13 protein-coding genes are annotated in these 13,675 nt (G+C 38.4%); 7 read left to right on the forward strand and 6 right to left on the reverse strand.

The annotated features are described in order from the left end of the window. Window positions 1-255: 255 nt before the first annotated feature. From ACFO3G_RS05530 to fmt, 6 genes are all read right to left on the reverse strand, one after another. Entirely contained in the window at window positions 256-831 is a 576-nt protein-coding gene (locus tag ACFO3G_RS05530) for a M15 family metallopeptidase (RefSeq protein WP_380078762.1), read from the reverse strand. 107 nt (window positions 832-938) lie between these two features. Continuing rightward, window positions 939-1,217, reverse strand: a complete 279-nt coding sequence (locus tag ACFO3G_RS05535) for a DUF4834 family protein (RefSeq protein ID WP_380078764.1) — start codon at window positions 1,215-1,217, stop codon at window positions 939-941. A 24-nt stretch (window positions 1,218-1,241) separates the two neighbouring features. Continuing rightward, entirely contained in the window at window positions 1,242-1,931 is a 690-nt protein-coding gene (locus ACFO3G_RS05540) for a CDP-alcohol phosphatidyltransferase family protein (protein WP_380078766.1), read from the reverse strand. Between the two features lie 33 nt (window positions 1,932-1,964). Continuing rightward, window positions 1,965-2,636, reverse strand: coding sequence for a phosphatidylserine decarboxylase family protein (locus ACFO3G_RS05545; protein ID WP_380078768.1), 672 nt, complete (start codon window positions 2,634-2,636; stop codon window positions 1,965-1,967). 478 nt (window positions 2,637-3,114) lie between these two features. Then, a complete protein-coding gene (locus ACFO3G_RS05550) occupies window positions 3,115-3,525 on the reverse strand; it encodes a putative signal transducing protein (RefSeq protein ID WP_380078770.1) in 411 nt (136 codons plus the stop codon). A gap of 159 nt (window positions 3,526-3,684) precedes the next feature. Beyond that, a complete protein-coding gene (gene fmt / locus ACFO3G_RS05555; RefSeq protein ID WP_380078772.1) occupies window positions 3,685-4,641 on the reverse strand; it encodes a methionyl-tRNA formyltransferase in 957 nt (318 codons plus the stop codon). Between the two features lie 231 nt (window positions 4,642-4,872). Here fmt and ACFO3G_RS05560 point away from each other — a divergent pair, with 231 nt between their 5' ends. The 7 genes from ACFO3G_RS05560 to ACFO3G_RS05590 all read left to right on the forward strand — a co-directional run bounded on the left by ACFO3G_RS05560 (window position 4,873) and on the right by ACFO3G_RS05590 (window position 13,379). Further along, entirely contained in the window at window positions 4,873-5,535 is a 663-nt protein-coding gene (locus ACFO3G_RS05560; protein WP_380078774.1) for a DUF5063 domain-containing protein, read from the forward strand. Between the two features lie 21 nt (window positions 5,536-5,556). Then, complete coding sequence (locus ACFO3G_RS05565) at window positions 5,557-6,162, forward strand: 3'-5' exonuclease (protein WP_380078776.1); 606 nt, start codon at window positions 5,557-5,559, stop codon at window positions 6,160-6,162. Then, a complete protein-coding gene (locus tag ACFO3G_RS05570) occupies window positions 6,159-7,343 on the forward strand; it encodes a class I SAM-dependent rRNA methyltransferase (protein WP_380078778.1) in 1,185 nt (394 codons plus the stop codon). Before ACFO3G_RS05565 ends, ACFO3G_RS05570 begins: the two co-directional genes overlap by 4 nt. A gap of 60 nt (window positions 7,344-7,403) precedes the next feature. Next, window positions 7,404-8,579 carry an ABC transporter substrate-binding protein gene (locus tag ACFO3G_RS05575; protein WP_380078780.1) on the forward strand — a complete coding sequence of 392 codons (1,176 nt, stop codon included), beginning with the start codon at window positions 7,404-7,406 and terminating at the stop codon, window positions 8,577-8,579. Further along, entirely contained in the window at window positions 8,576-9,589 is a 1,014-nt protein-coding gene (locus ACFO3G_RS05580) for a FecCD family ABC transporter permease (RefSeq protein WP_380078782.1), read from the forward strand. The genes ACFO3G_RS05575 and ACFO3G_RS05580 overlap by 4 nt, the downstream gene beginning before the upstream one ends. 542 nt (window positions 9,590-10,131) lie before the next feature. Further along, a complete protein-coding gene (locus ACFO3G_RS05585; protein WP_380078784.1) occupies window positions 10,132-12,495 on the forward strand; it encodes a TonB-dependent receptor in 2,364 nt (787 codons plus the stop codon). A 191-nt stretch (window positions 12,496-12,686) separates the two neighbouring features. Next, window positions 12,687-13,379: a hypothetical protein gene (locus ACFO3G_RS05590; RefSeq protein WP_380078786.1), complete on the forward strand. Its 693-nt coding sequence runs from the start codon at window positions 12,687-12,689 to the stop codon at window positions 13,377-13,379. The last annotated feature ends 296 nt before the right edge of the window (window positions 13,380-13,675 follow it).

Below are 13,675 nucleotides of genomic sequence, written 5' to 3' on the forward strand. Positions count from 1 at the left end.
ACAATTCGAAATAATTTCTTTAATTTGTACTCGTGTGAGATCCATACTGTTTTACTGTTTTATTTTATTTTTTCAAAGATAATAGTCTTGGGTCTTACACACTTTTTTGGGACAGTATCTATTTATCCCTCTATATTGGGAGCAAGATACCTTCATAGAGACAAAGAAGCAACGAAAAGCCTCTTCAAAACGATATTAAAGTAGCAAATAAAGATAATGGTGAAGGAAGATATGCATATTGCAATCCCTGCAATATCAAAAATTGAGTAAACTATATTTGGATCGGACTTGAGGCATCTTCAGAGTCTCTTCAAAATGCCACCATTCTCTTCGATAAGGTACAAGTCCCACATATTTCATAACAGTACGCAACAACTCTCTATTCTTATGAGCCTCAACTGAAAGTAATCCCTGTTGAGTCAAAGCAGCCTCATTATCACAATGAGCCTCCTTGCCAAAAAAATCAAACTTCGTACCCATATCTAAAGGCTCTCCTTTGTCATCAACTATAGTAAGATCAACTGCTACACCATAGTTGTGGCGTCCACCCCTATTACCATTAGCGACATAAACCTTATTGGGAGTTCCTGCTACAAGTGAATACATTTTTCGCTGAACACTTATTGGTCTCGCCGCATCATAAATCAACAAAGAATATCCCGGGTGCAAAGATTGAAGGTATCTTTGAGCTCTTACCACCCTGTTTGCAAACCCCTTCTCCAAAAAGGCATGCTTCAAATCACCATACATATCGCATCCAACAAAATTGTCAGATGTAGCATACTTCAAATCAACCTTTATATCGGGACAAACCTCTTGTAGATTGACCATTCCGGCTCGCACCATTTTATCCTCTAAGGACAACTGTGCACAGAGGTTGTGACAGATTAGACAAAAAAAGGAAAGGATTAAAACTGTTTTATATAAATGCTTCTTCACTACTTCACCTCCTCAAAATCGACATATTCACCTTCCGACTTATCAAATCGTTTATTGTCAATTTCCTTGAGATCTTGCTTTTGTTGTGAAGAGGCTTCCGTTTGATTTGAATTGAAACTTCCATTTCTCTGCTTATTATCGCCTGTCTGTTGTCCAAACTGCTCATTAAACTGCTTGTTCATCTTATTGACAATACGAGCAAACAGCCATCGTTTAATGACCGGAGCAAAAATCCAAGCTATGAAAAATATGAGAAATAAGACTGATAATATCTCCATAATAATTGTTGTTTATTATGATGATTAGCCCCTTTTGGAAAATAATGAGAGCAGTATATACAAAATCATCGCCGGAGCAAAACCGGCAACTCCCAACCATATGAGCAAAACGGCTGAAGCTATGATTAATAAATACCTGCTTTCATTACCTTTAAAAGCCACTGATTTGACTTTTAATGAAAACATTGGGACTTCTGACACCATAAGATAAGACATTAATACTACAAAAGAGTAAATCAAAATCAATGCCAAACCCATGTTTGAAAACAAATTTGCTCTCTCTAATAAAGATATAAATCCAATCCAAAACAATGCATTTGCGGGAACAGGGAGACCAATAAAAGAGGTATGCTGACGCTCATCATTGTTGAACTTAGCCAACCTTACAGCTGCAAATGCAGCAAGGAGAAAGACCGGAAACGCGATATAAAAATTAGAGTAAGAACTAAAAATGACACTGAAGAGATAAGCTGCCGGAGCCAATCCAAAACTTATGACATCAGCCAAAGAATCCAAGTCTGCACCAATGGGAGAAGACACTTTGAGCATCCTGGCCACCATACCATCAAAAAGATCAAATACAGCTGCCAAGGCAATAAAAAAGGCAACCCACAAGGATGGCCCCTCTACGAAGGTATATGTAATAGCCATACACCCGGATAGCAGATTGAGACAAGTAATTGTATTAGGTATATTCTTCTTTATTGCATTCATAGTTACTGTATTATGACTTTATATCTTCTAAATTTAACGTCTGGGCAGGCGTCCGATAAGAGTTTGATTACCCACAACCGGCTGATTCATCTCCACCTCAATTTTGGTATCCAAAGGCAAATACAAATCCACACGAGATCCGAACTTGATAAAACCTAAATGCTGGTCAGGATTACACTTATCCCCAACCTCCGCATATGTGACAATTCGACGAGCAAGAGCACCTGCTATTTGTCGAGCCATAATAGGCTCATTGCAGACATCAGGACGAATAACCACAGACGAACGTTCGTTCTCCGTACTACTCTTAGGAAGGTAAGCAGCCATAAAACGACCCTCGTTATGAGCTACTGACAAGACCTCTCCAAAGCATGGGAACCAATTGGCATGAACATTGAAGATGCTCATAAAAATTGATACCTGAAGACAACGTTTGTGAAGGAATTCATTCTCTTCAACCTCCTCTATTACTACAACTCGCCCATCAGCAGGTGCCACAATTGCACAATCGTCATCCATATAGGGACACTGCCTTTTGGGTTGCCTAAAAAAGTTTACAACTAATAGATAAAATGTCAGAGAGACACAAAATACGGTCCAAAAGAACCATTCCAAGCCTACAAATAGATAAATAGCTACGTTGATTGCTAACATAACAATCAACATCGCTGACAATAAACCGATTCCTTCTTTATTTACTTTCATTGTTATTACTTTTCAACGATCAACTAACGAATGTTAGTCAATCTAAACGGCAAAAATACATTATTTTATGCGGACTGACATCATTAAATACAAAAATACCATAAGACTTTTTGAAGAAACCCATTACCCGATTTAATACTTAAAAGGCACCTAATATAACTTATTCATTAGATCTTATCTGCTGTGACATACCTCACACAATACTTGATTGGACATAAAAACTGCCTTAATGAACTTCATAGATAAGGTCTTCAATAAGACACAGGAGATATGGATGTTATAGTTATTATTTCTTCCTTTTCTTTATTGATTGATAAATTGGTATGAAGACGAAAGCAGCCGACATTATTATACTTGTTATCACCAAACCGTCTATTGATTTGGAATAAATCAAAATGTAGACAACCAGTAGAATCCATAGTAAGATGATACAGGCAATTTGACTATTTGACAATGGTTTTCTCTGTTTCATACAATATCAATTAATACCGGAAGACAGTAAATACAAGATAAGTGCGAGGAGTCCCAAAAACACAATAAGCAAACCAAGCATTGCCCAAAGACGATACTCCAGAGGTTTATTTCTAAAGAATGGCAATCTATCAGCCAAAGACGCTATCTTTCCGATATCACTATCAAGGTCATTAGGAAGAGAGATATGATTTTCGTCCAGCACTCTAAGAGCTTCCTCTTCATCATGATTGCTTATCTCAACTCTATATCCCCCCACATCCACGAGTGAACCCATCATACGATTGCTAAACTCATTTCTCATATAAGCCGTAATACCATTATCTGCCAAGAAATCTATCAGATTCTTAGCATCTTCGAACTGCTGATAAGAAGCCAGCAAAACCATCTCTTCTTGATTACAATCTTTTGTACTCATCGTTCAATATATTAGTGGTTTAAGTTGGTGAATGGGAAATGCTTCACATTCATTGAAATACAAAATGAATGGATCAGAGCTAAGCTTCCGGTTTTTTCTAAACTCTTCCGAGTCTGTCTGTAGAGTAATTTAATGGTAGCTTTAGCATCTGATTTAAAACTAATTTCTCATTCCATTCAAAAGGTCTATATCTTTCATTGGCTTCTTGCCCGGAGCCTGAAGTCTGAGTAAACGAACAGCGCCATCCTGACAAATCACAAAAAGTTGTTTATTCCTTACCGTAAAGCACTCACCAACACCCAACCCATCGGGGATTTGCACATCTTCTACATTCGGATCGATCTCAAAAATTTTGTAAGTCTGCATATCAGAAGCTAAAATCTTGAGATCTGACCATGCCAAAGGATAAGGTGAAAGTCCCCTTACAAAGTTATGAAGTTGTGATCTTGTCTGAGACCAATCAATCTTACAATCTTCTTTGAAAATCTTGGGAGCAGGCTTAAGATTCGTCGAATTTTCAAAGTCACTCTGAGGTTTTGCCACAATATCTCCGGCAAGGTATTTATCCACTGTATCAACCAAAAGATCTGCTCCTATCATCATAAGCCTATCGTGTAGTTCTCCTGCATTCTCATCTTTGCCAATAAGGGTAGATTTCTGTTGCAAAACATCTCCCATGTCGATTTCATGCTTCAAGACAAAACAACTTACTCCGGTCTCTTTTTCTCCACACATGATTGCTCTATTAATCGGGGCTGCACCTCTGAATTGCGGCAAAAGAGAGCTATGAAGATTGATAGTTCCCATCTTAGGCAATGACCAAACCTCCTTGGGCAACATTCTGAAAGCAACCACAATACCAAGATCAACATGTAGAGATTGGAGCTTATCAATAAACTCGGGAGCAGATAATTTGATCGGTTGTAGGACCTCTATTCCCAATTCCAAAGCTTTTAATTTCACATTAGAAGGTCTTAGCTTATGACCACGTCCCATCGGTTTGTCCGGCATCGTCACAACAGCAACAATTTGATGTCCGGATTTCACCAATGCTTCAAGAGATGGCACTGCAAAATCAGCAGTACCCATAAATACAATTCTTGCGTCTTTACTCATATAGATATTTTAATTATAGTTCAAATATAGTCATTTGAACTTGAAGAAGGAGTTTCAGTTTTATTGAAAATAAAATGCAGGAGTTGCGCTCAGTAGTTACTCATAATTGTTTAGAGTTATTTATAACATCAAAACAACTTGCTAATCGCTTACAAGGAATTTTGAAATTAATTCAAAACGGCATCCTTATCAGATAGAAATCTTCACTGACAAAATGCTTACCTTTGGAGCATGGAAGAAAAAGAGCAATCATTATTCACGTCCGAAGTTATCGACTTTGCTCGTGTAGGAGTTGACTTTGCTACCCTTACGGAGCAAAATCGCAATGCGTCTTATCCGGATTTTATTGATAAGATGACAAAAATATTACCTCTCTTATATATACAGACAAAGCTACTGCCAGAGTACTCGTATGATTCTGAAACAGACTATGCACCTGTCTATGTAACGGAAGAATCTTATGACAACATTAGGTCTTCAACAGAGGCTTTACTGGGACAAAATGACACTTTCCTAACTACTCAACACGAGGATATGCAATATAGCGATACGCCAATAGGATGCAGTATAGCCGAATGCCTTGCCGATATTTACCAACAGGTCGGAGATCTGTTAGGTACGATTAGAGAACAAGACGAAATGCTCCTTCCGTCAGCCATTGGCAGATGCCTTTTTTACTTCCATCAATACTGGGGTCAAAGGCTGACTGCTGCATTGGGAGCTCTTCATTCTCTTTGTTGCCTTCAAGTTTTTGGAGATGAAGAAGAGGATTGCCAAGAAAATCACATTCATGAGCATGAGCACGGGTACCATGACGATAACTGCAGTTGTCACCACGACAATGAACACAAAGACGATTGCGGTTGTGAAGATCATTGTCACTGCAATTGCTAATAGATAAATCAATTGATGTATATGTTCCAATCAACCATAGATAAAGATTTAATAAAGGATTTTCCCATCGAAGTTTTTCCGGGCAAGATACACCTTGTTGATACTGCAAGGAAACTAAAACCTTGTTTGGAATCGCTTAACAAAGAAACCATACTCGGATTTGACACCGAAACCAAACCCTGTTTCACAAAAGGATGTCGCACCACGGTCTCTCTTCTTCAGTTGTCCACTCAAGAAGATTGCTACCTCATTAGACTAAACAAAGTGGGAATGACTTCCGAAATCATTGACTTACTCAGCAATGAGAAAATCCTTAAGGTTGGACTCAGCATCCATGATGATTACATTTCGTTACGAAGAAAAGAGCCTTTCGAACAAGGAGGATTCGTCGAACTACAGAAACTTTGCCCAGGCTATGGTATCAAAGACTCCTCGTTAAGAAAAGTCTATGCCATTATGTTCGGAAAAGCCATAAGCAAAGCTCAGCAATTAAGCAATTGGGAAAATGCAAAATTGACTGCGGCTCAGCAAGCCTATGCAGCATTGGATGCTTGGGCGTGCTTACAGATTTATAATAAACTCATGACCCTTCCATCTCCACATCCAGTAAAATTTGCACTATTATGATCAAGATTACTCTAAAACCAAAGAAAGAAGAAAACCTTGAACGTTTCCATCCTTGGATATTTTCCGGAGCAATTCAAAAGATGGATGGCAATCCTCAAGAAGGTGATTTAGTAAGTATTTGCTCTTCACAAGGCAAACCTCTTGCGATTGGGCACTATGCTCCAACAACAATTTCTATCAGAGTCCTTTCTTTTGATCCTACAGAGCCTATCAATGAAGACTTTTGGAAAGGTCGCCTTGCTTCGGCATACAACCTTCGAAAACAATTGGGATTTATAAGAGATGACAATGATGCATATAGATTGGTCCACGGCGAAGGAGATTTGATGCCCGGACTCATTATAGATATATATGGTGCTACTGCCGTGATGCAAGCTCATACCGTAGGGATGCATTTGGTATCAAAAACCATTGCCAAACTACTGCCTGAAATCACTGAAGGCAAAGTCAATTCGGTCTATTATAAAAGTGAAAACACATTGCCCTATATGGCCAATATCGAGACTGAAGATGGATTTATTCTTGGTGAAAGTGAAGAGGTGCCGGTATTGGAAAATGGTATCAAATTTTATCCCGACTGGCACAAAGGACAAAAGACCGGGTTCTTCTTGGACCAACGAGACAATCGTATGCTTGTTGAAAAGTTTTCAAAAGACAAAACTGTACTCAACATGTTCTCATACACTGGAGGATTTTCTCTTTACGCACTTCGTGGTGGAGCAAAAAGTGTCACCAGCATAGACAGCTCTGCCATTGCTATTGATATGGCAGAACGCAATGTTGCCCTCAACATTCAAGAAGGGGACAATAGACACCAATCACTATCTGAAGATGCATTCAAATACCTTGAGAATATGCCTAACGACAAATATGATCTTATTATTCTTGATCCCCCGGCATTTGCCAAACATCGCAAAGTGCTCCGTAATGCTTTGTCAGGATATAGGAAGATCAACACAATGGCACTTAGAAATATAAAACCCGGCGGACTTCTATTTACATTTAGTTGTTCACAAGCTGTAACAAAGGAGGACTTCAGATTAGCCGTATTCTCCTCCGCTGCTGCAGCCAAAAGGAGGGTAAGGATTCTACACCAACTGACACAATCTGCCGACCATCCTATCAATATTTATCATCCGGAAGGAGAATATCTCAAGGGACTCTTACTCTATGTCGAATAAAATAAATTGTAATAAGACGGAGGCCATTGTTGCTTCCATCGGTGCAATGAAAATACTATTATGAAAGCAAACTCAAAATTTCTTTTACTTATATGTATTACCCTCTTTTGTGTAGGGTGTAAAAACAACTATAGCAACCACACATCCAAAGGGGAAGTTGCTGACTCCTCTTTTATCAGCAACTTCAGCCAACCCCTTAATGTCAAATTTGCCCAAGGGTTTGGTGTAGACAACTACAAAGACTATAAAAGGGTTAGCATTCTTGATATTCAAACAAAAGACACCATTGCGACCTATTTCTTCCTTCCCAAAGGTATCACAACGCCTGATGCAATCAAGGATACAACAAAAATCATCAGAGTGCCCATCGAGCGTGTGGCTATCATGAGTACAACATATCTGGGAGCATTCGATCTATTCGATGCCACTTCACTAATTGTTGCAGCTACAGACTGCTCATTGATCAACAATTCAAAAGCTATTGAACGTGTCAAAAATGGGAGCATCACAGATCTTGGAAGCAGTATGGAGCCAAATGCAGAGCTCATTACAGCAGCCAATCCCGATATTCTTCTTCTTTCTGATATGACAAAGGATAGCGAGAAAATATTTTTTGGCAATACCAAGGTTAGACAAGTCATCGAAAATGATTGGAAAGAGACGACCCTGCTTGGTAGAGCAGAATGGTTAAAGATGGTAGCTCTACTTACCGGAGAGATAACAAAGGGTAATGAGATTTTCGATCGGATATGCAATCGTTACAATGAGGTAAAACAAAGAGTGGGTAACAAAGCTAATATGCCTTCGATACTATTCGGTACCGACTATAAAGGTCAATGGTACCTTCCGGGCAAAGATTCGTATGTGACTCATATGATTGAAGACGCCTCCGGTTCTTTCGACACTCCCGTACAGGGTAATATATCTCAACCAATGGCTTTTGAAGCAATCCTTAATCGCTATAAAAGTGCTGACAAATGGCTTTCACTTGGAGTGTTAGGAGTCAAAACTCTTGAAGATCTTCAACAAAACAATCCCAGGTACGCTCTATTTGATGCATTTAAAAATGGGGAGGTATACATGGCAGACAAAAAACTGAATGCCAATGGTGGCAATGACTTTTTCGAATCCGGCGTATATGCACCCGATGTTGTCCTAAAAGATCTTGTATCGATCCTCTATCCCGATATTTTTCCAAATTATAAAACCGTTTATTGGAGACGCCTGCCCAAATGAAAAGGACCTTGATATTCATAGCCTTATTGGCAATCACCCTCCTTCTATTCCTTATTGATCTTGCACACGGAGCATCCAATGCTGGTCTTAATGATGTCATAAACCTCATCATCAATCCGACTAAAGTTGCCGACAATCAAGGATTTATCATTACTCAACTAAGATTACCAAAGACTATCACAGCTCTTTTTGTTGGTGCAGCCATAGCCATATCCGGATTATGCATACAAAACATCATGCGCAACCCTTTAGCTGATGCTTCCATATTAGGAGTAAGCCAAGGAGCAGGGCTTGGCGCGGCCATACTAATGCTCACATCTTCTTATCTACCCTACACACTCATTCGTAATTTTGGATATGGAGTTTTCGGGCAAATGATTTTCACAATATTAGGAGCAATGGCCATGCTTTCGATTATTATTGTGGTTGCAGCCAAAGTAAAAGATACAGTATCGGTTTTGATAGTTGGTGTGATGATTGGGTTTATTACCAGTGCTGCCATATCAGTCCTATCTTATTTTAGTCCACCCGAACAACTAAAGATGTACACATTGTGGACCTTTGGAAGCCTACAGGCTGTAACATGGCAACAAATATATATTCTCATACCTGTGCTCGTCATTTGTCTATTAGCCATCTCTTTGATGGCTAAAAACCTTAATGCAATACAGCTTGGTGATAGCTATGCCATGAATCTTGGCATCAATGTTAAGAAAAATAGAATCTTTATTATTATTGTTACGGGACTTATCATAGGAGCCTCTACAACTGTGGTGGGACCAATTGCCTTCATAGGACTGGCTGTACCACACCTAAGCAGACTGTTTTTCAACACATTGGATCATAAGATTTTGATACCTGCCACCATGCTGATAGGAAGTGCCATTATGATATTGTGCGACATAGCCAGTCTAATGCCCAATGGAGGAATCCTTCCAATCAATGCTATTACATCTATTCTTGGAGCACCCATCGTTATATACCTTATTTTTAGATCTACAAAAGGCTGACACAGTCAGAATTAAAACTTGAAACTTATTACTTGAGAATGTTGCGCAAAGTAACATTCTCAAAATTCACGAGCAGAGTAGCAAAGCAGATTGCCTTTACTCAGCAGTCTTTTATTATATAATTACCTGATATACAATTCAATATAATCACAATCACACTAATAAATACAGTGTTCAGATTAAATGACACAAAACAAAAATATTTTTATATCACTAAACTACATTATTATCAATTAGTTATCTACTAAATTAAATTTAATCACTGTTCAAATTATATTGTACATATACAATCTATATCGTACATTTGCGAATGCATTGATCAATAGTCAAAGGTTGATTATGACTAAGCCCGATTCGTCGTGTGCTAACAAGGATAATAAATTGGAATTCTTTCATGGGATAGAATGAATGCAGGATTATAGTTCATTATGCCATATTGTGCTATAAGAAGTTGTTTAGAATTGATAGAAAAAAGATAAGAGTAAGGAAATTATTCTAATCTGAAATAACGACTAAACAACTTCGCTAAAATAGAAAGAAGAATGAGTAACAACATCAAGCTATACACAAAAATAAACTTGGCCATCGTATTTATTTGGGTTATGTCTTTGTCTTTCGAAACAAAGGCCCAAAACCCAAGAAGTATTCATATCACGGTTCAAGACAGTATAACCAAAGAGAAACTGCCGGGTGTAGTACTTATGATTGGCAAACAAAACACCATTACGGATCTTAATGGCAAAGCGACATTAAACTACAATCCCAAAGAAAGCAAACAACTTCTAACAACCCAATATATCGGATACATTCCTCAGACTATCGATTTATCAAAACGAACCGTTACAGGACAAAATATAACAATCAATCTCAAAGAAAAGATTCAGCATCTCGATGCGGTGAAAGTTTTTGCTAATAAGCCAAGAACAGAAATGACAACCGTAGCTGTCAAGGTATCCACAGAAGGACTTAAAAAGTATGAGGGCAAAAATCTGGCTGATCTCCTCAATCAATTGCCCGGTTTGAGTGCCATAAGTACCGGAGCCACCATCATGAAACCCGTGATTCAAGGGATGCACTCCAGCAGAATTTTACTGATCAACAACGGAGTAAAACAAGAGGGACAACAATGGGGGTCGGACCATGCGCCGGAAGTGGACGCTTCATCAGCAAGTGATCTGGAAGTAATCAAAGGAGCCGAATCAATTAGATATGGATCGGGGGCCATTGGAGGGGTCATACTTATGAATAGTGCTCCCCTACCCATTGAGGAACAGCTCACAGGAAACTATTCACTGCAATACAGCACCAACTCATCAAGAATGGGTATCAATGCTGACTTAGGCGGTGGAAGCAAAAAATTTGAAGGCTTTAGATGGAGAGCTTTGATGGGTGGCAGCTATTCCGGTGATTACAAGACAGCCGATTATTATCTCAACAATACCGGCACAAGACTATTTAATGCAGTCCTCAATACCGGCCTTAAAAAAGAGAGGTATGATATCCAAGCTTTTGGAAGTGTCTACTATAGCAAACTCGGTATATTTTACGGGTCTCATATCAATACGCTCGAACAACTTCAAAAAGTTTTCGAATATGGAAGACCTCTAATTGTTCAGAAAAAAAGTTTTAAGATTACCAATCCCAAACAAGAGGTTCTTCATATCATCGGTCGTTTGAATGCCAGGTATACGCTTGACAACAACAGCCAACTTAAATTTCAATATGACTTCCAACATGACAACCGGGATGAATATGAGATACGCAGAGGTGAATTTAACAAGCGACCGGCTTTGGGTCTATCGCTCAATACACATTCCATGCACTTTGCTTGGGAATCTGACAAACATATTCCGTTAAGATTTATAACCGGTACCACCTTGACATATCAAAACAATGTCAGTGACAACAAAACTAAAACAATACCTCTTATCCCAAACTACCTTTCAGAAGGGGTAGGATTATGGGGAATAGCTCAATATGTAAAACCTTCATATGAAATTGAAGCCGGAGCAAGATATGATTATCAATATATGGATGCGATGGGTTATGATTCTAAAGGAAAAGCCTACGGTGGCACCAACCATTATCATAGTCCGAGCTTCTCCCTTTCTGCTATTGTAAGACCAACAAACGGGTTAAACTTACTCTCTAATATAGGCCTGGCTTGGAGAGCACCGGAGGTAAACGAACTTTATAGCAGAGGATTACATCATGGTGCAGCCTCATTTGAAATAGGAGATGTCAATTTAAAACCAGAACATGCCATAAAATGGAATAATGAGCTTCAGTATATCAACTCAAGATTATCACTCAATGCTACAGGATTCATACAATGGATAGGTAACTATATCTTTGATCAACCCTCAAGAGATAAAGTTACCGGCGAACCTGAAACATGGCCACTTCTTGCCGGAGTATTCCCGGTCTTTAGATATCAACAGATGAATGCCCTCTTTTATGGAGGTGATATCAAGGCTAAAATCAACCTTCCTTTTGATTTATCATATACGGCACAAGCCGAATGGATCAGGGCTGAAAACAGAGAGACAAAAGGATATCTTCCGTACATACCATCAGATCATTACAGTCAAACATTGGAATATAACCATCGGTTCTCAAGGGGTATGTTGGACCATATCGAGTTTTCACTGACCCACAGATATGTAGCTAAGCAAACAAGATTTGACAAAAACATCGACTTTGTAGACAAAACACCGGCAGCATACAATCTGTTTGAAGTTGGTGCCGGTATGCAACTAAATCTCAAAAATGACAAAAGGCTAATTTTCTACTTGGATGTAGACAACCTATTCAATAAACTTTATAAAGAGTATACCAATAGGTTTAGATACTACGCCCATGAAAAGGGACGAGATATACAGTTTAGATTAAGATATGAATTCTAAAAAGTTTCTTTTGAACCAGTCAAATAATAGTCGTAAGAAATAGAGTCTTGTCCGTATTTCGGTCTGTGAAGACACACTTACAATAAAAGGAAGAGTGCAAACCACAGTACAATTGTTTTGAAATAAAGACAAACAGATTCAATTAGAAGAGAGAATTTTTTTATTAACTAAATACTAAATAGATGAAAACAATGAAATTTTTAAGCCTATCTACACTGGCTTTTATGAGTGCAATGACAATTTTATCTTCTTGCGGAAAAGCAAGCGAACCAAAAAACCAAGCTGAAGACAAGGATCACGATGAACCAAGCAAGATTGAAGTAACATTGCAAGAAGGCACTTTGCCCGAAGGTACGGATACGGCAAAAGATATCTGGGCAAAAGACTTTAAAGCAACAGCTTCAGACAAACAAGTTTTCACCGCTGAATATTCAGAAGAAGGAAAAGCTACTATTGGCAATCCGGTAAGTCTAAAATCCGGAGTATGGTATCAAATGAAGATTACACTGTTTAATGAAGCAGGCAAAAATCTTAATAGCGAGTTTTTTGATCCACAAGAGATGAGTATGCATCAATTCTTTTTCATTCCTTTCGGACCAAAGAGTGACAAAAATCCGGATAAGGCATTGATCGACTATAAGTACGGAGATATCAATCCACAAACAAATCAATACACAACGACACCGCTTGGATTTACAGGATACATCAAAGTTCTAAATAGCGAAGTCACACCTATTCAGGTACAGATACTGTTACCTCACGTAGCACCTCCTGCAAGTAAACTGGATAAGAACGGCAACCCATACCCATTCAACAGTCCAAATGACAATATTTTGGACGATATTGATATGAACGTAAAAATGCCAATCAATGTAATCCAATAAATTCATTCATTGTCTTTATAGCAAGTTTGAAATAATATCATGCTTGTTCATCAGAAGTTCATAAGGAACTTCTAAGCTCATCAATAAAGCTTTTAAATGGGGCTACATCAATCAAGGGTGTAGCCCTTTTCTTTTTTATCCTCACGAATTATTGATATATATATGCACAGATAAATAGATACTGTCCCAAAAAAGTGTGTAAGACCCAAGACTATTATCTTTGAAAAAATAAAATAAAACAGTAAAACAGTATGGATCTCACACGAGTACAAATTAAAGAAATTATTTCGAATTGT

Source organism: Falsiporphyromonas endometrii, from assembly GCF_042654485.1.
GTDB lineage: Bacteria > Bacteroidota > Bacteroidia > Bacteroidales > Porphyromonadaceae > Porphyromonas > Porphyromonas endometrii.